Genomic DNA, 24,042 nt, shown 5'->3' with positions numbered 1-24,042 from the left:
TGTATTAGCCAATTCGTTTAGCAGCCAGACTACGCAGTACACCAAAGGCAAGCAGGGCAAAGAAAAGGCCAATTGCAATGCCGATAGCAGTCAGGAGCAGAGGGTGGTGATTCAGGTGGAACCATATCCAGCGCCACCAAGGTAATTCGCCAACGTAATATACATCATGCACGCGGAAGCTTTCGACACCTTCCCCACGTATCAAAGCGATGTCACCGCGGATATACTGAACTTTCCCGCCGTCACTCAGGGCATCAAGAGCTGAGATCATAGCTGTGGGAGTGCTGGAAGTAACGGCCACGACACTATGTGACGGACTGAGTGGTGATTCAAAGCCGATGATAGCGGCTAAAGGTCCGGAGCCAAGAAGTATGGTGCCTTCTCCAGATTTGGATGTTTTTTTCTCACTCAGTCCGAACCATTCATAAGCCATATCCAGGGCTTTGCCCAAAGGTGTAAAGGAGCGGCTTCCTTCTTCTAGCAGGGCTGGAAGAGATTTGCCCCAGCTGACGAGAAGATCTTTGTTGGCACCGCTGGCAATCACCAGAAGGTCTAGATCTTTTGCATCTTGTACAGATTTTGTTTGTATGAGCTTGAAGTGCAAAGCGGGAACGCCTGTGGAACGGCCCATGTGACCCAGAACAGTGAACATAGCTTCCATGTCAAATGTGTTCGGTTGATCGGGGATGATGATCGCGGTCTCGGCGAGGTCGGCGTACTTGGTGAACGGGAATCCACTATTAGCGAAAAATGCCAGATTTGGCATCGCTGCGTAGTGGTAGAAGTGACTCAGATCCAAAGTTGAATCCGGGTCGATAGCAGCGCGCATGCTTCCTTGTGGTGAAGATTTGCAGCGACCATTGTCACTGGACGGAATGGAATATGTAAATTTTAGCTGGTTATTGCTGCCCAAGTGGAAAGCTGGGATTACCACTTCGCTTTGTTCCCGTAAGGAACCATCATCCAGAAGAGGTAGTATCAGTCGATTTTTTTCTCGGCTTCCTGAGCTGGAGAGTAGGGGTATGGACTCGATAAATTGGTCGTTTATTTCGACTCTCAGGCTGGCATCACCTTGCTCTGCTGGTGGCGTGTAACGGTATTTAAGGTCAATCGGCACTCCCTTTACTTCCCAGGTAAACAGGTCTGCTGGCAAGCGGGCGTTAATGATGATTGGTTCGAGGGGTTGCCCCTGGCGCTGCAAGTCGACGGGGCTACTGACGAGTTGGCCCAATGGTATGGGTCGGCCTGACTGCAGCCAGTTGGGTGCATCGTATGCGACACGGCGTGGTGGATATGCCAGAGTCTTGACGGCAATTGAAGTGCCAGTCATGACAGCTTTGCCTAGAGCCAAGGCGTCGGCGGCTAGCTGCAGATCTGCAGTATTACGGCCAAGGATGAGTAGTAACTTGCCTGTTGGATTTTCCGGGTGTGGCATCAGGGCGATAGTCGGTGTGTCCACTTTGGGGTATTTGGCAAGGAATTCTGGTCGTTCGTCATTGGTCGCGAAAACCACACCATAACGTTCGGGTAGACGATTCAGGTAGGCCGGAAAGCGGGCACCGCGATAGCTAGCCAAAGCACCAAACCAAGAGGCGAGACTGCCCGCTGCCCGCAGAGAATTCAGGGATGGCTTGGTGGAGAATACGAAAGGCAGGGTAAGCAAACGGTTGTCACGTTTATCGAAGAAAGGGGCTGGCAGCAAAGCAAGGTCGTTGCGTAGAGCGACTGATTGCAGATTGAGATCAATCGTGCTCATGTTACTAATGTTGGCCCATAGGCTTGAGTGAAGAGGAAATTCGCAATCATTGGTGTAATGGCCAATGAACTGCAGGTGCAGTTTGTTAAAATCAATAAAAAATCGGGGATCAAGATCAAGATCAAGCTTCTGTGGCCCAATCAGGCTTTCCTTGGTAACTGGTAGCGTGGCCAATACTTCATCGTTCAGGTATACCTTGAGGTGAGAGAGATTTGGTAGCAATGCGGGGGATAGCGTGTAGTGTAGGTGCAGCTTGGCCTTGGTGACGACCTCGTCCAGCCGGACGTCCACTGAAAGATAAGCATTGCCTTCCACGCCCTTCAACTCGATTGGGCGGGAGGCACCAATATCCTTCATGGTTAGTACTGATTGGCGGCTATGAATTGTCGCTTCTTCTGCCTTTGGCACAAGAAGCGATGCATCTATTTGTGCAGCCCATGAAGCAGACAAAAAACTTAAACAAAGTGCTGCGAATAATATTAAGAATTTGTTGAGGTTGGTAATCACAGCCACTTTCATTTTTTTAGTTTCGTCTGAGTTTAATTAATTGACAGGAAATTTGATTTTTTTGGCTTCGCAATTCATTATTTATCTGCTGAATTATCAGATAAGTGGAAGCGAAATGATAAGTTGATTATAACGGGAAAACTCCTCCAGCTCAGTCTTTAGGGTACCTCGAAATTCTCGTTATTCTCGCGCAGGCGGGAATCTAATATATTGATATTACTGGACTCCCGCCTACACAGGAGCGACGAAATAGGCGTTTTTCGAGGTACCCTTTACTTAGTAGGGTATTCAGCTAACTTGAACAATTACGCCGTAGGGGTGATTTATGAATCATCCCTATCATGCCTATACCTTGAAGCGTGCTACTTCTGTTTTCAATCCATTAGCTAGCGCTTCCAAACGAGAAATATCCACGTTATTCGAGCGCATTGCCACGTTGTTTTCTTCAGACATTTGCGCGATCCTCTCTACGTTACGCGCGATCTCGGCACTGGCAAGACTTTGCTCGTTGACCGATGACGCGATGTCGTTTACGCCGCTGCTGGAATGCATTACTGCCTCGCCTGCCTCGCTCAATACAGTAGACACGCGCTCAGCCTGCTGCTGTGTTGCCTGCAAGGAACGCAAGCCAGTTTGCACCACTGCCTCAACTGACGTGGATTTCTTGTTCATTGAATTGGTCACTTGATCGATTTCGCTGGCTGACTTGGCGGATTTTTCTGCCAGTTTGCGCACTTCGTCTGCCACCACCGCGAATCCACGCCCCAGCTCGCCGGCTCGCGCCGCTTCGATTGCCGCGTTCAGCGCCAGCAGATTAGTCTGTTCGGCGATTTCTTTGACCTGCTGCGTCATACTTGTGATCACGCGCGTGCTCTCGACGAACTCGTTCACCGCCCCCGCGATCTGAGTGACAGCTTTCTCGACATTCCCGATCTCGCCTATCATCGAGATCACATTCTTGTTGCCCTCTTGGGTCTGCTGCAGGCTCTTTTCGGACAATTTGCGCACATCCTCGGTATTGGCCGCCACCAAATTAATACTCACGGTGATCTCTTCTACTGCGGCCGCAGTAGAAGCTGTCGCTTCGCTCTGCACCTGCGATCCCTTGGAAATTTGCGTAGCAGAGACGGATAGCTTTTCCACCGTGCCGATCACCGTATTGGCGCTGTCGATGACCTGCCGGACAATTTTGGCAAAACCTTCAATCAACAGATTAAAGGCAACGGTTGCCTGACCGATCTCGTCCTTGCCATACACTTTGGCGCGCGCACACAGATCACCGTCCACGGTCATCTTCACCATCACGCCGCACAGTTCGTTGACTGCACGGTTGATGCCGCGGATGATCGAGTATCCCAGCACGCAGCCCAATACTGCGCTCAGCAAGAGCAAGGCGATGGTCATCGCGCGTATCGTTACCTCGAGTGATTTCGATGCCACGAATTCTTGTTTGGCAACATCAATCTGCAATTGCATCAGCCGCCCAGCATCTTCGATGGCCTTAGTATGGAGCGGGTCGATAACTTCCTTGGCGAGCTTGCCGCTTAGATCAAAGTCACCGGTGCGCAGTAACGCCATCACTGGCCTCAACCCTTCGGCCACAAAGTGTTTCCTATTCTCGGCAAATTTGTCGGCCAGGATTTTTTCTTCCGGTGTAAGATAAGTGAGCATGTACTCATCCCAAATTTTGCTTATTGACGAGATATTTTGTTCTATTCTCTCAAGCTGTTCCGAAATCTCACGTTGACTGTGTCTCGACAATGATTTCTCCACAATCAGCCGGTTTTCGTATAACAAGAACTCAATCTTGGCTATCTGCTCCATTGGAATCAACCTGTCCTTATAAACGGTCTCCAAGCCATTACCTGATCTGTTTATGCCGAACAGACCCATCGCACCGACTCCCAGCAGCATTGTCAGCAGCAATGCCAACAACAACCATAACCTTGTACCTATCTTCATATCGTTTAACATTATTTGAACTTTCAGCTTGTTTTGTAGTTAAGTTAAGGCGCTCGTAAAACTGTATTTTTCAACAGTACCGCATACCACTTTTGCTCTTACTGCATCTAGCTAACATACCTTAGCTTCTAGTGACGTCATTAATGTGGTTGTAGCTAGTAAGCCAGTTAGTCGCATCATCCATCGTCTAACATCTGGCTTTACATGGCGTATTCACCATGTATTTTTGGATTCACGGCTACAGTACTGGCGGCCACGGTCAAAATATAAACGATTAGTCTCGGCATTGACCTTATTCTTCACTATCGGATCTGCTTCTTTAGGTGAGACGGGACATTTGCCAAGCATGAAATTGTTATCGGCCGGCATTACATTAAGTTGAGATTTTGTATTGCACCAACATTCAATCTTTGTTAAGGTTGGAAGCATCATGCAATTTTCACGCGCCATTTTCCCGCTGTTGCTTATCTTGCTGCTGTTCTTTGCTCAGCAAGGTGGCGCTATGCATGCTCTACATCATGCTCTTGCTAAACAAGATCAGCCGTATGACAAGCACGCACCACAATCATCGGCGTGTGGACACTGCGCTGCTTACACACAGCTGGGCGGTGTACTTGGCAGTTCTCCCCATTCATTCGTAGCGATCACCATTCCGAGCGGAACGGTACGGTTTAACACCACTACATTCCGTTCAAACCAACCCCTTCAAGCCATTGCGCGCGGCCCGCCCAGCCTTCTCCAAGAAGTTGCATAAGACCCCCCCGTTTAGCGCGGGGTTATTTCATTCGTTTTTGGAGAGTTGCTATGTTTATGCACGTCATATTCTGGGCGGCGCTATTCACCTATGGCGCAACTAGGAAATCAGTTTATTTAATACCTTTTTTATTCTTGGCTTTCGCGGCATCCGCTAACGTACACGCGGCTGGTTCCATCTTGAGTATTACTTGCAACGATGAGGATGTGGGCGCCGAAGTGTTTATCAACGGCCAATTCAAGGGGAAATGCCCATTGGATATAAAAGTTCTCCCTGGCAATTTGAGGCTGAAAGTTCAAAAGAAAGTTGATGCTTTTAGTGCTCGTGAATTTGAGCATGAAATCCGAGTGGGTAGCGGCGTGGAAAAACATGTCAAAGTTCTATTAGGTGATGCGCAGCTTAATGCCGAAGGCAAACAGCTTCAATTCAGGCGGCTAAGCTTGGAGCAAGCTGAGCTGAAGAAGTTAGGGACGGAAAGCAAGCCAGAAATTGTGTCGATTCCACCCACTAGCTTTGCCATTGCCAGCCCTGTCATTCCGTCGCCTGTTTTCGTAAATTCCTCGGCTGCAACCACTTCTCCCGTCATTGTGCCGTCGCAGGTTGTAGTTACAGAGCGAGCCGCAAATGAAGCTATTCTTTTGCCGCCGGTTGTCGTTACAGCTAACCCGTTGGGAAGCGCCCTGTTTGATCTGGTATCCCCAGTCTCTGTGCTAAGCGGAAAAGAGTTATCGTTCCGACAAGAGAGCACGTTAGGTGAAACGCTTTCCAAACTTCCCGGTATAAGTTCCACCTACTTTGGGCCGAACGCGAGTCGTCCCATTATTCGAGGCCTCGATGGTGATCGTGTTCGGATAATGCAAAATGGCATTGGTATGCTTGATGTTTCGGCCTTGAGCTTTGATCATGCTACGGCCGTAGATCCACTAGTGGTAGATCGGATCGAAGTGGTGCGCGGCCCTGCCGCCCTGATGTATGGCGGTGCCGCAGTTGGAGGTGTCGTGAACACGCTCGACAACCGCATTCCGCAATTTCCAATCAATGGCTACACGGGCCGCGTTGAACCACGGATAGGCGGAGCCGCAAATGAACGCAGTGGTGCAGCCGTGCTCGAAGCCGGCAATGGCCTGGTCGCACTCCACGCAGACGTCGCTTCACGTCGAACTGACGACCTCCGTATTCCCGGTTTTGCGCGATCAGATCGACAGCGTGCTCTGGATGATCCCGCAGTTGAACAAACCCGGGGACGCCTGATTAACAGCTCATCGGAGAGCGATAGCGCCGCATTAGGTGCCGCCCTCACCTTGGACAAGGGGTATCTCGGTCTTTCATACAGCGACTTACAATCAAACTACGGCACAGTAGCGGAACCGGACGTGCGCGTTGACATGAACAGTAAACGGATAGGTGTGGCGGGAGAGATCCGTGAGCTGGGCACGATCGTTCAAGAAGTGAAATTCAAATATAACCATACGGACTACCTGCACAATGAGTTGGAGGATGGTGAAATTGCAACGACATTCAAAAACAAAGGATATGAAACACGGATAGACGCAACCCACGCCAAGCTGGGACCACTCACCGGTGCCTTTGGCGTACAGCTTTCAAATACTGATTTTGTGGCACTCGGCGAAGAAGCCTTTGTACCGAAAGTGAATACTAATTCCAAAGCACTTTACATTTATGAAGAAGCCAAATTTGGTGACATCAAGCTTACTGCAGGAGGGCGTAACGAACATACCACGGTAGATTCAGCCGGAAATAGCCCCACATCAACCCGCTTTGGTGCACCCCAGGAGCGCAAGTTTTCAGCCAATAGTGGTGCTTTGGGTGCACTCTATACCTTCGATCAGAATGTTAGCCTTGCTGCAAATCTTTCGCACACCGAACGTGTGCCGACGTATGCCGAGCTATTCGCAAACGGAAGGCATGTAGCAACGGGACAGTTTGAAGTGGGTGACACAACGCTTTCGAAGGAGAAATCGAACGGTGCTGATTTGCAACTGCGCTGGCGCTCGGGTCCTCATTCGGCAAGTATCAGTGGTTTCTACACACGTTTCCAGAACTACATTGCGTTGATCAATAGTGGTCAGGAGCAGGAAGAACTTCCGGAAGCTTTATTTCGCGCGGTGAAGGCTGAATTCCATGGCTTTGAGGCTGAAGGGAAATTCCGGATATATGAGAAAAAAGGTAATCTCAATCTCAATTTGCGCGGTGACTATGTGCGGGCGAAGAATAGCGACACGGGGGAGCCATTGCCCCGTATTACTCCAATGCGGCTTGGCGCCGGTCTTGACTACCAGCTTGGTAAGTTCAGTGCAATGCTCGACGTCGCCCATTCTTTCAAGCAGGATCGAGTTGCAGCAAACGAATTACCTACCAGCAGCTATACGCTGACCAACGTCATGTTGAACTACCGCTTTAAGACACAATCTGTTAACTGGGATGCGTACATCAAGGGCAACAATCTTTTCAACCAAGAAGCACGAGCACATACATCGATCCTGAAGGAACTCGCCCCACTGCCGGGACGCGGCTTTCTTATGGGGGTACGTGCCAATTTTTGAGCCACCTTATTACAATTGATCAACACAATATATAAATATTAATTTGAAAGAGGCCTAAAAATGTCATTGCTAAATATCTATAACAGCATTGCAGCACTATTATTTCTAACCATATTATTTACTGTTGAGGCGAGTGCAGATGCACTTTCATTGTCCGGAACGACTGCAGGGCAGCTGGCTGAATTGAGAGAGCATGCAGAAGCGGGTGATCCGAATGCGCAGTTCAACTTAGGATACTTGAATGATACTGGAAGGAATGGCGGCATCATCCTGCTACGGGACACCAGAAAAGCGGCAGAATGGTATGAAAAAGCCGCCCTTCAGGGACATGCCAAGGCGCAGTCTAATCTTGGGCAAGCGTACATCAATGGGTATGGTGTGCCTAAAAATTATGTTATTGGTGTGGATTGGCTACAGAAGGCAGCGGATCAGGGTGATGCAGACGCGCATTTGACGCTTGGCTCGCTATACGCTGAGAGTAAGGGGATACCTGATGATCCTGCCAAGGCATTACAATGGTGGCAGCATGCAGCTGATCGCGATTTCGCCAATGCACAGTTTACGCTTGGGCAGATCTACTACAAAGGAGAAATCGTGCCGAGGGATCTTTCTATAGTCGTTGCATTGTGGACAAGGGCATCAATGCAGGGATACCATCCCGCCCAATCCAATCTTGGGACAATGTACTATTCTGGAGAAGGCGTACCAAAAGATCTAGACAGAGCAGTGGGACTATGGGAAAAAGCGGCTAAATTTGGATATATCGATGCACAGTACAACCTCGCTTTGGCTTACTACTTGGGCAGCGGCGTGAAAAAAAATGAACTGCTGGCCTATGCGTGGTCGAATCTTGCTGCCGAGTATGGTGACAGTGCAATTGCAAAGAGTCTACGTGATTCAATTACTTTGACTAAATCTCAACAAGAGCTGGCGAGCAAAATGTTCATGAATTGGCAGCTTGGCCAAGTTTATCGCTTATAGCATCGCATTGTTTATTGGCCCGGAATAATATTATTCCGGGCTGCTGACCCGCGCACAAGTATACCGAGCAACACAAAGTGGCTTTAGTGTTGTGTCATAACCTGCGGCATCGTAACGCCATTAAACGACCCTATCTCAAAGCTATTGCCGATGCGCGGCAATAGATCATCATTGCCAACGCCTATTTTCTACCTGGAATACACTTCCGCGATGCTTTGCTAAATGCGGCTCGACGTGGAGTGCGCATTGTCTTGCTATTGCAAGGGCGGGTGGGATACCGCCTGCAGTACTTTGCCACACGTGCAATTTATGACGAACTATTGCGAGCAGGTATGGAAATTTACGAATACCAGGCCAGTTTTATGCATGCTATGGTTGCCGTGGTAGATAGCTATTGGGCAACCGTCGGTTCATCTAATGTAGATCCATTCAGTCGATTGTTGGCGCGCGAAGTTAACCTAGTAGTTCGCGATGCAGAATTCGCTGAATCATTGCGTACCGATTTGTTACAAGAAATTTCACGCGGTGCACGGTTGGTTTCTCCTTCTTGATGGCGCGAGCATGGAATATGGATGCATTTACTGATGCGCATCAGCTATGAAATGGTACGTTTCTTGACTGGTATGATTGGTGACGCACGCGAATCATGATAATGTTTAGCCGTTATCCTAATTAAAGCGTTAATTTAAATAATATGAATAAAGCTGATCGAATGATACAAGAAATCGGTGAGCGTCCTACGGTTGTGAGGAGCGCTGTACTTGATGTTTTGTTGAATGCAGGAAGCGCTCTCGCTCACCCGGAAGTACTCGAAAGACTTAAAAGTCTTGGTGAGTTTGATCGAGTTACTGTCTATCGCGTGTTGGAGTGGCTTGTTATTCATGGATTGACACATAAAGTCGCAGGTACAGGCAGGGCATGCCGATTCCAAGCCACACACCCTGATACGACTCACCGGCATGCACACTTTCAATGTAATGCGTGTGGCAAGATTTGCTGCCTGACAGATGTAAAGCCAGAATTAACCAGCTTACCTAAACATTTTACGATAGAGTCAATTGAACTCAATATCAAGGGCGTCTGCGACAATTGCGGTCGCCTTGTCCCCAGCTAGTTCAATCTCACTTCATTAAAAAAAGGTTATGCAATAATGTTGCATAACCTTTTTTGTGGCTATAATGCAACATTATTGCATAACTTTTGTTTTCCATAAAAAAAGTAAAGTTTATGTGTTACTGAAATGGATTAGCTTGGAATGCAGAATTTTTTCTTAGGTTAATTCGCAGTTTTATTCTGTCAAGAATAGTAAACCATCTGTTTTGATCAATAGATGTTTAACCATAATGTATTGGACCGAAATAAAACATTCATGATTTTATTATCAACAATTTTGGCAACATTGATAGGTGGCGTTGTTTCAGTTCTGCTGGCAGCAACACTTTCCCTATCCATACTTGCCCGTTTTGCCGACAAGATGGTGGCATATTCCGTGGGGGTCATGCTTGCTTTTTCCCTTACCGATATGCTGCCGGAAGCATTAGAACTCGGCCTGGATATGGAACAGGCAGGGTGGATAATGTTAAGTGGACTGGCTGGATTTTTCCTGTTGCAAAAAGCGGCATTGTGGCGTCATGACCATTCTGCAACAAATGGGCAAGTTTCAAATCATCCCCAAGTTGCAATGATTATTGTGGGGGACAGCCTGCATAATTTCGTGGACGGTATTCTGATTGCGGCGGCTTTTATTGCTGACCCTAAACTCGGTTGGGCAACAGCGTTAGCCATAATGGTGCATGAAATTCCGCAAGAAATAGCGGATTTCATGATACTGCTTGGGGCGGGGGTAACAAAATTTCGTGCACTTGTGTTGAATGCTTTATCTGGAGTTGCTATGACTTTAGGTGGTGTGCTCGGTTGGCTGGCGCTAGGTCAACTACAGATTGCAATCCCTTACATGCTGATTCTGGCGTCAGCCAGTTTCATTTACATTTCAGTTGCAGATCTGATACCCCAGCTTCATCGTAAATGCAAGCTACACGATACGATAACCCAATTCATGCTGATGTTGCTTGGTGCAGGTACTGTAAGACTGGCTCATTTGCTGCATTAATGAAAAACGAACGAGTAATTTTTAAAATTGTTTGATTGCATAAATGTGTTTTTTTAAATAATTCAACATGATAGAAAATTTCAATGATTTATGAAAATCAAAATTTGATAGCCAATACTCAACAAACATGATGGGAAAGTTTATGCAAATTCTTCCTGTAACTGTGCTGTCGGGATTTTTAGGTGCCGGTAAGACTACCTTGCTTAATCACGTACTAAACAACCGTGAAGGCAAACGCGTAGCCGTGATTGTCAATGATATGTCGGAGATAAACATTGATGCCCAAATAATACGGCAGGGAGGTTCGGAATTGTCACGTGCCGAGGAAAAGTTGGTCGAAATGACCAATGGATGTATTTGTTGTACTTTGCGCGAAGACTTGTTGCTAGAAATCAATCAGCTAGCAAAACAAAATCGATTTGATTACTTGTTAATCGAGTCGACGGGGATTTCTGAGCCTTTACCAATCGCAGAAACCTTTACATTTGTTGACGAGCAAGGTCGCTGTCTATCCGATGTGGCCCGGTTGGATACGATGGTTACGGTAGTGGATGCCTTAAATTTTTACCGTGATTACCAATCCACTGATTCTGTAATTGAACGTGGTGAAAATCTGGGGGAGGAAGATGACCGCACTGTGGTTGACCTGCTAGTTGATCAGGTGGAATTTTGTGATGTGATTGTCATTAATAAGGCAGACCTGGTTAGCAGGGAATATCTTGACTGGTTGCGTCATGTTCTGGCTAGCCTCAATCCACGAGCGAAAATTACAGTTTCAGAGTTTGGTTGCGTACCGCTGAGTTTTATTATGAACACTGGCCTATTCGATTTCGATCAGGCCGAGCAGGCTCCCGGCTGGTTAAGAGAGTTGCGCGGAGAACATCTACCAGAAAGTGTTCAATACGGTATCAAGAGTTTTGTTTATCGCGCCAGCCGTCCATTTCATCCTGAGCGGTTCTGGAATTTGATTCATAGCGAATGGGAAGGCGTACTGCGCTCGAAAGGTTATTTTTGGTTGGCCTCTCGTTCTAGCTTTGTGGGTAGCTGGTCGCAGGCAGGTGGCGCCTGTCGCCACGGTAATGCCGGTATGTGGTGGGTAGATGTGGACAAATCGCAATGGCCGGACGATCAGGAGAGTCTAGACGAGATTAAAGCAAACTGGAACACCGATTTCGGCGATCGTCGACAAGAATTGGTGTTCATCGGAATAAACATTAATAAGCACAGTATGTGTGGGTCACTTAATGCCTGCTTGCTCACGGATGATGAAATGAAACATGGCAAAGAAACTTGGCATACCTTGCCTGACCCTTTCCCGCATTGGGATACAAACGAGAATCAGGAATTCATGGGAGAAGCTCTATGAGTGTCGCTATCAAGTATCGATCACAACAATTGCCAGAAATGGAGCCATCAAGCGAACTACTTCGGCTCATTGACATTTTTGAACCGAAAACACAGGTTGTGGTGGTTAGGCGGGATCCTGACCCAGTTATCGACGCCTACCTTGCTGCCATAGTGCCCCGAATGGGCAGTGGTTTCCGACATGTGTTGAAGTCGGGGTTGCCGGTTCCACATCATCTTCTACCCTCGCATACTGGGCAGGAGGCTTTTGTGGCCGACCTTAATCAACTCGTGGGGGTGTATGCCGATTTGCTGGGTTGTCCGTCAATTGGGTTGCGGCTGGAAGTGATGAACCGAGCTATGTGTCCGCGTTTCCATGTTGATCATGTTGGTATTCGTCTGCTGTGCACCTATCGCGGCCCAGCTACCGAATGGCTAGAGGATGCCTGCGCGGATCGCAGCAAACTGGGGCCCGCCTCCTCTGAGGTTTGTGACGAAAATTCCGGGGTCATCACAAACCCAGCCGGTATTCATCGTGCCGCACCCTTCTCCATTGTTTTGCTTAAAGGTTCACGATGGCAGGGCAACGAGGACAGCGGCATTATTCATCGCTCTCCTATCGTCCCTTTCAACACAGCACCCAGAGTGTTACTGGCCTTGGATGCACTTTGGTAAACACAGGAAAGGAGTTTGGTTATGATCAAAAGCAAAATTTTATTGCTGCTTTCTATGCTACTGACACCGTTTTCCACCGTGGCAGCAGTAGCGCACGTGCACGGTGTGGCCACCTTGCAACTTGCATTGGACGAGAGCTTACTGCATCTCAATCTGTCCAGCCCGCTCGATAGTCTATTGGGGTTCGAGCATCAGCCGCGTACGGAAAAACAGAAAACGGCAGTTCGCCATATGGCGGATCAATTACATCAGGCTGAACGTTTATTTCGGCCAACTCTGGCAGCGCGTTGCACATTAAAAACATACTCACTGGAATCACCGGTACTGGAAACAGGCAAGCATAAGGAGCATGACCATGAGGGACATGACCATGCCGACCTCAATGCTGAGTTCGTGTTTTATTGCGCCAAACCAAACGAGTTACGCGATCTCGAAATTAATTTGTTTTCTTATTTCCCAGGTTTGCTACGGTTGAAAACGGAAGCTGCTACTCCGCGCGGTCAGTCCGCCGCCATACTGACGCCATCCAAACGGCGGATTAGCTGGTAATGGCGCTCGCAATAGATATCCAAAATGTGCGCTTCCGTTATGCCGGTGCGGCAGCGGATTGCCTGGATATACCGCTATTGCAAGTAGAAGCGGGTGTGCGGACATTCTTATACGGTCCAAGCGGCAGCGGAAAAAGTACCTTGTTGGGTCTTATGGGCGGGGTTATACAAGTGCAACAAGGCACACTAAACATCCTGGGTAAAAATCTCGTCCAGATGCGTCCGGCGATATGCGACAGGATGCGTGCTGACCATATCGGCTTTATATTTCAGCAGTTCAACCTGATTCCGTATCTGTCGGTAATGGATAACATACTGCTGCCCTGCCGTTTTTCATTGCGCCGACAGCAGCGGGCATTGGCAGAATCCAGCACACTGGAAGGAGTGGCACGGAGATTGCTGTCCCGTTTGCAACTTGAAAAAACTGAACACATTCCTGTTACCAAACTTAGCGTTGGTCAGCAGCAGCGCGTGGCTGCTGCCCGCGCACTAATAGGGAAGCCCGAGATCGTGATCGCCGATGAGCCCACTTCCGCATTGGATGCCGACCGGCAATCAGCATTTCTCGATCTATTGTTACAGGAATGCACCGAGGCAAATGCCGCGCTGATTTTCGTAAGCCACAATCGCCAGTTAGCCGCGCAATTTCATCATGAGATATCACTGCCATCAATCAACATAGCCGTGCCGATTGAGAACACCCTATGAGCCATTTGTTACATATCGCATTGCGCAGCGCATGGAATCGTCGCCTAACCCTGGGGCTCACTCTGGTAGCCATCACTTTGAGCGTGGCTATGCTGATCGGCGTCGAGCGCTTGCGCTACGAGGCTCACCGCGGATTTAGTCTATCAGTTTCCGGCACTGACTTGGTTGTAGGTGCCAGAACCAGTCCGATACAACTTATATTGTATGCTGTGTTCAGGATCGGAGAGGCCACCAGCAACATCGACTGGAAAAGCTTTCAAGACATTGCTGATAATCCTTTGGTTGCTTGGGCGGTGCCTATATCGCTCGGGGACTCGCACCATGGATTCCCCGTTATGGGAACGACACCGGCTTATTTCGAACATTTTCATTACAGCGATTCCCGTCGGTTGTCCTTCATTAAGGGTCAACCGTTCCAAGATATTTTCGATGTAGTACTTGGGATGGAGGTTGCTAGTCAACTCGGCTATACCATCGGTGATCGAATTGTCCTCAGCCATGGCATGGGCGAGGTCGGCTTGCTGGAGCATGACGACAAGCCTTTCATTGTCTCCGGTATTCTCGCCCCTACCGGCACACCGGTCGACCGCACTCTGCACATTTCTCTGGAGGGCATCACGGCCATTCATCTGAACTGGGTGGGCGGTGTGCCGATGCATGGATTTACGATCCCAGGTGAACACGTCCGCAAATTCGATCTGACTCCAAAAGACATTACCGCAGCTTTGGTCGGTTTGAAAAATCGTGCCGCAGTATTTAGAGTGCAGCGGCAGATTAATGAGCACAAAGACGAACCTTTGCTTGCTGTTATGCCAGGCGTTGCCCTGGAGCAACTTTGGCAGGTGATAGGCGTGGCAGAAAAAACATTGCTGGCAGTAACCAGTATGGTGGTGTTTGTTGGTCTCAGTGGATTGGCGGCAGTATTGCTGGCTAGCCTTAATGAAAGACGACGGGAGATGGCTATTTTGCGGGCAATTGGCGCCCGACGGCGCGATATTTTTCTGCTTATGGTTAGCGAAAGCTTGCTGGTCACTCTGGGAGGGATCGTATTGGGTGTAATACTTTTGTCTGCTGCATCGTTATTGCTTGCTCCTTGGGTACAAGCAAACTACGGTATCTCACTGCAGCCTGCATTGATTTATGTCTCAGAACTGAAACTTCTTGTAGGAGTTGTGGCAGTGGGCTTGCTAGCAGGATTGGTGCCAGGTCATCGTGCCTACAAAATGTCGCTTACAGACGGTTTGATGTCGAGGATTTGATGCAAAAAATTAAAAAAAGATGGCGGCTATTATTAGCCTTGCTAATTGTGCTTTGGTCTGGGTTTGCCGGCATATCTATTGCCAGTAATAAAGCCGATGTCAAAACACAAAAAAAAGAATATAAAGTAGGCGACCGCCTGCCAAATAAATCAATTTCGACGGTCAATTCTGCAGGATATTACCGCAAACTAAACTGGGACGAATTAATGCCCGCCGACTGGGATCCGATGAAAGCACTCAAAGGGCTGGATCTCTCTAAGCTGAAAGACTCCGACCCTCGTGCCATGGAAGCCATGGAACGCGTGCGCGAGGCTTGGAAAGATTCTCCTATTGTGTTCAGTCTAAACGGTGCCCGCATTGAAATTCCAGGTTTTGTTGTGCCACTGGATGTTAATTATGACAATGTAAAGGAATTTCTTTTGGTACCCTTTTTTGGCGCCTGTATCCATGTGCCCCCTCCGCCTGGCAATCAGACTCTTCATATTTTAGTTCCAAAATCTTTAACCAAAAAGCAGCAAAAGTTATTGAAGCGGGCTATGTCGACCTATGGGACGATTTCCATCAGCGGCACCTTGAAAACAGTTTCCTCCAATACCTCGATGGGTTTCGCCAGTTATCAGATCAAGGCTGATCTAATTGAGCCTTACAAACCACCGAATGATCTAAATGATCCGCGTTGATTGACACCATTATGCAATTTTCCCGTGCGTTTTTTCCGCTACTCCTTACCTTGTTGTTGCTTTTTGCTCAGCAAGGCGGAGCTATGCATGCTCTGCGACATGCACTTGAGGAACAAGATCAGCAGCACGACAAGCACACATCACATTCAGCGGCATGTGGGTATTGTGCGGCTTATACTCAACTGGGCGGTGTACTTGGTAGCTCTTCCCATTCCTTTGCGGTAACTGTCATTCCGAGAGAAACGGTACGGTTTAACGCCATCACATTCCGTTCCAACCAACCCCTTATCGCCGTTGCGCGCGGCCCGCCTGATTTTCTCCAAGAAATTGCATAAGACTGCCTCGCGGATTCAACAACGAAGTGCAACTTTTTCTAACAGAATGATGGCGCGCCGCTGCGCGCGCCGCTAATTACACCTGCCAAGACTAAAAAACCTAGTTTACTATCTTCGCTGTTTCTGAGTGTCGCTACACTTTCTGTTGCGCACGCGGCCGAAATCGCCTCTCCCGTTACCTTACAACCGGTTATTGATCAATTAGCAAATGAAGCAGTTTTATTGCCACAGATTGTAGTTACCGCCAACCCGCTGGGAAGCGCCCTGTTTGATCTGGTATCCCCAGTCTCTGTGCTAAGCGGAAAAGAGTTATCGTTCCGACAAGAGAGCACGTTAGGTGAAACGCTTTCCAAACTTCCCGGTATAAGTTCCACCTACTTTGGGCCGAACGCGAGTCGTCCCATTATTCGAGGCCTCGATGGTGATCGTGTTCGGATAATGCAAAATGGCATTGGTATGCTTGATGTTTCGGCCTTGAGCTTTGATCATGCTACGGCCGTAGATCCACTAGTGGTAGATCGGATCGAAGTGGTGCGCGGCCCTGCCGCCCTGATGTATGGCGGTGCCGCAGTTGGAGGTGTCGTGAACACGCTCGACAACCGCATTCCGCAATTTCCAATCAATGGCTACACGGGCCGCGTTGAACCACGGATAGGCGGAGCCGCAAATGAACGCAGTGGTGCAGCCGTGCTCGAAGCCGGCAATGGCCTGGTCGCACTCCACGCAGACGTCGCTTCACGTCGAACTGACGACCTCCGTATTCCCGGTTTTGCGCGATCAGATCGACAGCGTGCTCTGGATGATCCCGCAGTTGAACAAACCCGGGGACGCCTGATTAACAGCTCATCGGAGAGCGATAGCGCCGCATTAGGTGCCGCCCTCACCTTGGACAAGGGGTATCTCGGTCTTTCATACAGCGACTTACAATCAAACTACGGCACAGTAGCGGAACCGGACGTGCGCGTTGACATGAACAGTAAACGGATAGGTGTGGCGGGAGAGATCCGTGAGCTGGGCACGATCGTTCAAGAAGTGAAATTCAAATATAACCATACGGACTACCTGCACAATGAGTTGGAGGATGGTGAAATTGCAACGACATTCAAAAACAAAGGATATGAAACACGGATAGACGCAACCCACGCCAAGCTGGGGCCACTCACCGGTGCCTTCGGCGTACAGCTTTCAAATACTAATTCCAAAGCACTTTACATTTATGAAGAAGCCAAATTCGGTGACATCAAGCTTACTGCAGGAGGGCGTAACGAACATACCACGGTAGATTCAGCCGGAAATAGCCCCACATCAACCCGATTTGGCGCACCCCAGGAGCGCAAGTTTTCAGCCAATAGTGGTGCTTTGGGTGCACTACACACGTTTCCAGAACTACATTGCGTTGATCAACAGTGGTCAGGAGCAGGCAGAGCTTCCAGAGGCTTTATTTCGCGCGGTAAAAGCTGAATTTTATGGTTTTGAAGCTGAAAGCTAATTCCGGATATATGAGAAAAAAGGTAATCTCAATCTCAATTTGCGCGGTGACTATGTGCGGGCGAAGAATAGCGACACGGGGGAGCCATTGCCCCGTATTACTCCAATGCGGCTTGGCGCCGGTCTTGACTACCAGCTTGGTAAGTTCAGTGCAATGCTCGACGTCGCCCATTCTTTCAAGCAGGATCGAGTTGCAGCAAACGAATTACCTACCAGCAGCTATACGCTGACCAACGTCATGTTGAACTACCGCTTTAAGACACAATCTGTTAACTGGGATGCGTACATCAAGGGCAACAATCTTTTCAACCAAGAAGCACGAGCACATACCTCGTTCCTGAAGGAGCTCGCCCCATTGCCGGGACGTGGCTTTCTTATGGGGGTACGTGCCAATTTTTGAGTTTCATATGACGTGATTTATTCGACGGCATGAACGTAATGATGCCGTATCTGACAGGGTGCGACAAATTGTCGCATTCTCATATTATTGCCTGCCCTCTATAATTATCTAATTCGATAAAGTGTTGTTACCAAAAAAACACTAGCATGTTAGTTTGTATGCCGCGTTCAATTTTTTTACATCTGTTTTGTATTGCCTGGAAACTTGTGTTTTAAAAGCGCTCTATGGTTAACAAATTATAAATGCATCCTCATTCCTCAATTGGGCAGCGTACATTGGTTGCTAATTAGAAATATAAATTCTTGGAAGGCGCTCATGAAAGTTTCATTGCGGATTATGACCCGAGACACAACTTTTTTATCTGTTGCCGGATTTCAGGGTTGCGTTATGAATAATATGATTATCAGGAAGCTTTGGAATCAGCGCCTGAGCGCATGGTTGTTGGGTAGTTGCCGAAGAGTAGGGTTGATTTTCTGTTTGGCGGCAAATGGAATGTGTATGGCAGCAGACCATTCAGGTCATGGCTCCATGCAGCCTCATGATATGGCGAGGATATGGCAAACCGCACTTGCTCGCCAGCCGCTTGCAGTCACCGCTACGTTTGATGCCAGCGGCAAGCTGTGGCAGGCATCCGTGAACGATGGTCATGTGATGGTGAGTCATTCTGATAATCAGGGAAAAACCTTCAGCACACCAGTACTGGTTAATCCAGAATCTGAGTTAGTGGCCGCTGTAGGCGAGAACCGTCCAAAAATTCTGGTGGGGAGTAATGGCAAGATCTACGTTTCCTACACTCAGAACCTGGAGACGCCTTTTGCCGGAAATATCCGCTTTAGTCGCTCAGTAGATGGAGGAAAGAGCTTTTCCGCACCCATTACGGTCAATAATAATCTGGACCCCATAACCCACAGTTTCGATGCAATGGGCGTAAATGAGCGCGGTCAGATTTATATTGTCTGGCTGGATAAGCGCGATATCTCAAACGCTAAAAAAAATGGGGAAAAGTACAGTGGGGTGGCGATCTATTACGCCATTTCTGATGATGAAGGCAAAACTTTCCAGACCAACATCAAAGCTGCCGATCATTCCTGCGAATGCTGCCGTGTGGCGATGGCAATGGATAAGGACGGTACTCCGATTATCGTGTGGCGGCATATTTTCGGCAAGAACATACGCGACCATGCCATGATGCGCCTTGACGGTAAATCTCAGCCTATCCGCCTAAGCTACGAAAACTGGGAAGTTGATGCTTGCCCTCATCATGGCCCAGCAGTATCCATCGCTGATGACGGTATTTATCATTTCGTATGGTTCAGCAACTCATCTGAGCAACATGGATTGTTCTATTCCTACTCTTCTGATCAAGGCCAGCGTTTTTCTCGCCCCTTAAATTTTGGAAATTTTCGGGCGCAAGCATCACATCCGTATGTTTTGAGTCTGGGCAAACGTGTTTTCATCGTCTGGAAAGAATTTGATGGCACGGCTACTGGCATCTACTTGAAACATTCCATTGATGGCGGTAATCGCTGGTCGGCTCCAAAAAAAATCGCTTCCACCACTGGTACTTCAGATTATCCATTTATGGTCAGTGATGGCAATAAAAGCTATCTCTCTTGGAATACTGATAAGGAAGGCTACCGTCTTATTGATCTATCTGAGGCCGCACAATGAAATTCAATGGAACAATAATTCAATTTCTGCTCGGTTTATTGTTGTGCTTAAGTTGTGCTTGTTCGTCGGCTACACAAATTACCAAACATTTTGTGCGCGGCAGTTATCAGGGAATCGTTTCGGCTCATGCGGGTAAACCTTTCATTATCAGTTTATGGTCTCTCGACTGTACATATTGTCTCGACGATATGGTGCTGTTCGGCAAGCTATCGAAAAAATACCATAATCTTGATTTGGTACTGATCTCCACCGATACCCCGGAACAAATGAAAGAGATTGCGCGCACGCTACAAAAATATCCTCTGAAGAAAGCTGAATCCTGGGTGTTTGCCGATAGCTTTGTTGAACGCTTACGTTATGAAGTGGATACGCAATGGTATGGAGAGCTGCCGCGCACCTATTTTTATGATGCACAAGGAAATGTTTTAGCACTAAGCGGCAAGTTGGACTACGGCCAAATCGAGCGATGGATACTCGGAAGCAAAAATAATATATAAGGCATTGAATAAAATACTTTTGACTATCATAAATCATATTTAAAACAGTGATAGGCCACTTGTTCTCGTACGCATCAATATATTTCCAGCAATTAACATCGCCGAATCAGCCACTAGTCGATACTTCCAACAAAACCATTACCGTTCGCGGCGAGCTTGAAGGTAGCGTGGTAGCCCAAGGACGCTTCGTTAGGCTCTATGTAAATAGAGTGGGTCATTGTCAATTTGTATAATCCCGTAAGAAGTGTATTCACTTGAGAGCCTGTAGTGCGTTGAGCCAGTTAAAGGATGAGCGGATTTCTGCTAACAATTTTTTTATCTTGCGTTTTCGACAGGCTGCCTCAATTAACCAAATAGAGTTTTTCACACATCGGAATTGGAAGCGGATTACTGTTGATAGGTCGTGGTGTGACAAATTGTCGCGCGACAATTTGTCACATTCCCACGACTATTGCATTAAGTTATCCTCGAACACTCAATATTGTTGTGAGGAAGGGATGATGATTTTTCGCATGAAAGAATTAAGTGCAGAAGCAAAACCAGTTCTATTCTCCTTGGCAAATCTGACATGTATATCTACTGTTTTGCAAATGGCTGCAAATAATACCAATCGAGAAAATACCATTAAAGGTGCCCTATGTTAAAAACTCAAACCATTGCTATTGTTAAATCCACCGCTCCAATTCTTGAAGAGCATGGCGAAACACTTACGCGACATTTTTACAAAAGAATGTTTTCGCATAATCCTGAAGTTGCTCCATTCTTCAATCCGGCGAATCAGGCGGCGGGGCTACAGCAAAAAGCATTGGCAGGTGCAATCTGTGCCTATGCTGCAAATATAGATAATCTTGAAGTTCTTGGTGGCGCGGTAGAGCTAATTGCGCAAAAGCATGCATCGCTGCAGGTTAAGCCAGAACATTACCCCATCGTGGGGGAAAATTTGCTTGCTTCCATTCGTGAAGTTCTTGGCGAAGGAGCAACGGATGATGTAATCAATGCATGGGCAGAAGCGTACGGTTTCCTGGCTGATATCCTGATGGGCCGTGAAAAACAGATTTATTATGATCACACCGTCATGCCGGGTGGATGGGAAGGATTTAAATCATTCCGCGTAATTAGAAAAGAGGTGGAAAGTGATGTGATCACCTCTTTTTATTTGGCTCCGGTAGATGGTGGCAAGCCTCCTGCATTCAAGCCTGGACAATATATCACGGTGCGTGTGGCGAGCCCATGTGGCCATACCACCATGCGAAACTACAGCCTTTCGGATAAGCCAGGACTAGAATGGTTTCGCATTAGTGTAAAACGTGAGACAGGGCAAAAAGCCAGTGCGCCTGACGGTTATGTTTCCAATTTCTTACACAGTGATGTTGATGTTGGCGCAACAGTGGAAATTGCCCCGCCATGTGGCGAGTTTTTCTTCGATGTTACTGAAAAACATGAGCGGCCGTTAGTTTTGCTGGCCGCAGGTGTGGGTATTACACCGATTTTAAGCATTTTTCTGAGCGCTCTTGATGCTATGCCTGATCGCCAGATTGTATTCATCCACGGTAGTCTGAATGAAGGTACGCAGGCTTTTAAGAAAACTATCGATGCGCTGGCAGTAAAGCACTCTAATCTGAAAGTATACTACCGTTACAGTGATCCAGCAGAGGTGGGAATTACACGTGAAGGTTCCGCCAGCACAGGTTTTATTGACGCAAAGTTAATAGAATCCTTGGTGCCTAACCGAGATGCGGATTATTTTTTCTGTGGACCTCAACCATTCATGATAAGCATTTATCATGAGCTGCTCGTCTGGGGAATTCCTTCGGCGCAGGTGCATTTCGAATTCTTTGGCCCACGTCAGGAATTGAAAAGGCCGCTAGCTCAAGGAAAATGTCCTATGTAAATGAGGTTTCAACAAGGTAAGCAGAATTCTTGAAAGGTGTATCTTTCACCAAGGCAGGTCTTCATCCACTTCCTTGACAAGCGCTAACAGGGATCACGTTATTGACTTCCAGCTTGCTGTTGGCGAGTCGACAGTCTCCTAGGTTCTTGGGTTATGAGCTTTGAACTATGAACTATGAGCAGGCGCGCTTATTGATCGGATTTAGTTGGCACTTAAGCTTCGTCTCCCTATTTGGAAATGAATGATGCCGCCGAGCTTGCGCAACATTAGCTGAGTGACTGATTCCTGGGTACTAAATCAATCTCGTAAATTATTCCTTAATTGTTTCTTCAAATATTGCATTCCAAATTATATACGAATATAATTGCGAATCATTATCATTGATAATGTCATTATTCTGATCTTGTTGCAGCACGTAAATTATCAAAGCCCAATTTTAAGATATTCGTTATGTATAAATTTTTTCTTCTATTGTCTTCTTGAGCAGAATTTCAATAATTTGTGTGTAACACAGAGTTATTCCACTTCAGCTAGCCCATACCTTGCAAGTCAATTATTGGGCAGACCTAGACTCCAAAATAAGGAAGCATTTGTAAAAAACATAGTTTTTATGGTCTGTCAAGCGGTGGGCTGTGGATGCGATAAATTGAGGTGCAAAAACTGGAGGTTGGAATTGATTACGGTTGCCATTCGTGCCTTATCGTTAGCACGTGGTTTAAATAATTCTCATTGAGGGAGACAAGGCTGAACAAATTTTTAAATGTATGGCCTGTCACGCCGGAAGCACGAGAGCGGGCGGTTGTCGTTGCGATTGTTTTGATGCTGCACGCGGCCGTTCTTTATCCCACAATGGCGCAGTCACGGGGGGTAACTAAGGCTGCTCGTGAGATGAAAGTGACCCTTGCGATGGCGGATAAACCTTCTGCGCCGCCGGCATCTGCCGCTTCTGACCCTGCCTCCGTTAAGTCAAAGCCTCAGGCTAGTAAGTCAGTCCCCAAGCCATTGCCAGCTGACATACCCGTTAAACAACCGGATGAACCGGAAATAGAACCAAGTCCCACACCACTTGAAATCGAAAAGGCGGAAAAAGTCAAGCTAGAGCAAGAAGCTGCGCTTGCCAAAGCGAGAGAAGAAGCAAAGGCTGCACAACGTCTGGCAGAAGAGAAAGCTGCAAAAGCCAAGGCCGAGCAAGAGGCTGCGCAAGCCAAGGTGCAAGCAGAAGCCAAGGCAAGAGTAGAAATGGAGCTTGCCCGCCTCGAAGCAATACAAGAAGCGAAAAGAGTCAAGGCCGAGCAAGAGGCTGCGCTCGCCAAAGCGAGAGAGGAAGCAGAGGCTGCACAACGAATGGCAGAACAGGAAGCTGCGAAAGCCAAGGCCGAGCAAGCTGCTGCGCAAGCCAAGGTACAAGCGGAAGCCAAGGCAAAAGTAGAAATGGAGCTTGCCCGCCTCGAGGCAATGCAAGAAGCGAGAAGAGTCAAGGCCGAGCAAGAAGCTGCGGTAGCCAAGGCAGAAGCCCGTGCACGAACTGAAGCCGAAGCGGCCCGTCTCAAAGCAGAGCAGGAAGCGGCGCAAGCCCGGGCAAGAGCCGAAGCAGCCCGTCTCAAGGCAGAGCAAGATGCGGCCAGAGCCAGAGCGGAACAGGAAGCGGCGCAAGCCCGGGCAAGAGCCGAAGCAGCCCGTCTCAAGGCAGAGCAAGATGCGGCCAGAGCCAGAGCGGAACAGGAAGCGGCGCAAGCCCGGGCAAGAGCCGAAGCAGCCCGTCTCAAGGCAGAGCAAGATGCGGCCAGAGCCAGAGCGGAACAGGAAGCGGCGCAAGCCCGGGCAAGAGCCGAAGCAGCCCGTCTCAAGGCAGAGCAAGATGCGGCCAGAGCCAGAGCGGAACAGGAAGCGGCGCAAGCCCGGGCAAGAGCCG

At 48.1% G+C, this 24,042-nt stretch carries 20 protein-coding genes and 1 pseudogene; 19 read left to right on the top strand and 2 right to left on the bottom strand.

The annotated features are described in order from the left end of the window. Positions 1 to 4 precede the first annotated feature (4 nt). Together bcsB and MJ769_RS07955 are read right to left on the bottom strand one after the other, a co-directional pair. A complete protein-coding gene (gene bcsB, locus MJ769_RS07960; RefSeq protein ID WP_256445702.1) occupies positions 5 to 2,275 on the bottom strand; it encodes a cellulose biosynthesis cyclic di-GMP-binding regulatory protein BcsB in 2,271 nt (756 codons plus the stop codon). Positions 2,276 to 2,608: 333 nt separating this feature from the next. Continuing rightward, a complete protein-coding gene (locus MJ769_RS07955; RefSeq protein ID WP_239236045.1) occupies positions 2,609 to 4,225 on the bottom strand; it encodes a HAMP domain-containing methyl-accepting chemotaxis protein in 1,617 nt (538 codons plus the stop codon). A 430-nt stretch (positions 4,226 to 4,655) separates the two neighbouring features. Between MJ769_RS07955 and MJ769_RS07950 the strand changes: the two genes are divergently transcribed. From MJ769_RS07950 to MJ769_RS07860, 19 genes and pseudogenes are all read left to right on the top strand, one after another. Beyond that, positions 4,656 to 4,979, top strand: a complete 324-nt coding sequence (locus MJ769_RS07950; protein ID WP_239236043.1) for a hypothetical protein — start codon at positions 4,656 to 4,658, stop codon at positions 4,977 to 4,979. Positions 4,980 to 5,029: 50 nt separating this feature from the next. Beyond that, positions 5,030 to 7,543 carry a TonB-dependent receptor domain-containing protein gene (locus tag MJ769_RS07945; RefSeq protein ID WP_239236041.1) on the top strand — a complete coding sequence of 838 codons (2,514 nt, stop codon included), beginning with the start codon at positions 5,030 to 5,032 and terminating at the stop codon, positions 7,541 to 7,543. Between the two features lie 60 nt (positions 7,544 to 7,603). Beyond that, positions 7,604 to 8,524, top strand: coding sequence for a tetratricopeptide repeat protein (locus MJ769_RS07940; protein WP_239236040.1), 921 nt, complete (start codon positions 7,604 to 7,606; stop codon positions 8,522 to 8,524). A gap of 164 nt (positions 8,525 to 8,688) precedes the next feature. Continuing rightward, on the top strand, positions 8,689 to 9,075 hold the full coding sequence (locus MJ769_RS07935) for a phospholipase D-like domain-containing protein (protein WP_320412156.1): 387 nt from the start codon (positions 8,689 to 8,691) through the stop codon (positions 9,073 to 9,075). A gap of 161 nt (positions 9,076 to 9,236) precedes the next feature. After that, complete coding sequence (locus tag MJ769_RS07930; protein ID WP_239236036.1) at positions 9,237 to 9,638, top strand: Fur family transcriptional regulator; 402 nt, start codon at positions 9,237 to 9,239, stop codon at positions 9,636 to 9,638. A gap of 255 nt (positions 9,639 to 9,893) precedes the next feature. Next, complete coding sequence (locus MJ769_RS07925; protein WP_239236035.1) at positions 9,894 to 10,634, top strand: ZIP family metal transporter; 741 nt, start codon at positions 9,894 to 9,896, stop codon at positions 10,632 to 10,634. 142 nt (positions 10,635 to 10,776) lie between these two features. Further along, entirely contained in the window at positions 10,777 to 12,000 is a 1,224-nt protein-coding gene (zigA, locus tag MJ769_RS07920) for a zinc metallochaperone GTPase ZigA (protein ID WP_239236032.1), read from the top strand. Then, positions 11,997 to 12,653, top strand: coding sequence for a DUF1826 domain-containing protein (locus MJ769_RS07915; protein WP_239236022.1), 657 nt, complete (start codon positions 11,997 to 11,999; stop codon positions 12,651 to 12,653). Before zigA ends, MJ769_RS07915 begins: the two co-directional genes overlap by 4 nt. A 21-nt stretch (positions 12,654 to 12,674) precedes the next feature. After that, positions 12,675 to 13,202 (top strand): DUF2796 domain-containing protein, encoded by a 528-nt coding sequence (locus MJ769_RS07910; protein WP_239236020.1) that lies wholly within the window; start codon positions 12,675 to 12,677, stop codon positions 13,200 to 13,202. Beyond that, complete coding sequence (locus tag MJ769_RS07905; RefSeq protein WP_239236018.1) at positions 13,202 to 13,909, top strand: ABC transporter ATP-binding protein; 708 nt, start codon at positions 13,202 to 13,204, stop codon at positions 13,907 to 13,909. The genes MJ769_RS07910 and MJ769_RS07905 overlap by 1 nt, the downstream gene beginning before the upstream one ends. Then, positions 13,906 to 15,168, top strand: a complete 1,263-nt coding sequence (locus MJ769_RS07900; RefSeq protein WP_239236016.1) for an ABC transporter permease — start codon at positions 13,906 to 13,908, stop codon at positions 15,166 to 15,168. The genes MJ769_RS07905 and MJ769_RS07900 overlap by 4 nt, the downstream gene beginning before the upstream one ends. Next, complete coding sequence (locus MJ769_RS07895) at positions 15,168 to 15,848, top strand: DUF3299 domain-containing protein (protein ID WP_239236014.1); 681 nt, start codon at positions 15,168 to 15,170, stop codon at positions 15,846 to 15,848. Before MJ769_RS07900 ends, MJ769_RS07895 begins: the two co-directional genes overlap by 1 nt. An 11-nt stretch (positions 15,849 to 15,859) precedes the next feature. Further along, complete coding sequence (locus MJ769_RS07890) at positions 15,860 to 16,183, top strand: DUF2946 family protein (protein ID WP_239236012.1); 324 nt, start codon at positions 15,860 to 15,862, stop codon at positions 16,181 to 16,183. Between the two features lie 222 nt (positions 16,184 to 16,405). Continuing rightward, positions 16,406 to 17,644, top strand: a complete 1,239-nt coding sequence (locus MJ769_RS07885) for a TonB-dependent receptor (protein WP_239236010.1) — start codon at positions 16,406 to 16,408, stop codon at positions 17,642 to 17,644. 67 nt (positions 17,645 to 17,711) lie between these two features. Continuing rightward, on the top strand, positions 17,712 to 18,071 hold the full coding sequence (locus tag MJ769_RS07880; RefSeq protein WP_239236008.1) for a TonB-dependent receptor domain-containing protein: 360 nt from the start codon (positions 17,712 to 17,714) through the stop codon (positions 18,069 to 18,071). A gap of 315 nt (positions 18,072 to 18,386) precedes the next feature. Continuing rightward, entirely contained in the window at positions 18,387 to 19,742 is a 1,356-nt protein-coding gene (locus MJ769_RS07875; RefSeq protein WP_239236006.1) for a sialidase family protein, read from the top strand. Beyond that, the gene (locus tag MJ769_RS07870; RefSeq protein WP_239236004.1) at positions 19,739 to 20,239 is read left to right on the top strand and encodes a TlpA family protein disulfide reductase; all 501 of its coding nucleotides are present in this window, start codon (positions 19,739 to 19,741) and stop codon (positions 20,237 to 20,239) included. The genes MJ769_RS07875 and MJ769_RS07870 overlap by 4 nt, the downstream gene beginning before the upstream one ends. A 637-nt stretch (positions 20,240 to 20,876) precedes the next feature. After that, complete coding sequence (gene hmpA / locus MJ769_RS07865) at positions 20,877 to 22,130, top strand: NO-inducible flavohemoprotein (RefSeq protein WP_239236002.1); 1,254 nt, start codon at positions 20,877 to 20,879, stop codon at positions 22,128 to 22,130. 888 nt (positions 22,131 to 23,018) lie between these two features. Beyond that, positions 23,019 to 24,042: pseudogene (locus MJ769_RS07860) on the top strand (hypothetical protein); the annotation flags it as partial.

The sequence above is a fragment of the Candidatus Nitrotoga sp. BS genome, assembly GCF_927797785.1.
GTDB lineage: Bacteria > Pseudomonadota > Gammaproteobacteria > Burkholderiales > Gallionellaceae > Nitrotoga.
The sequence above is the reverse complement of the archived record's forward strand: the minus strand, read 5'-3'. Positions and strand labels throughout refer to the sequence as shown.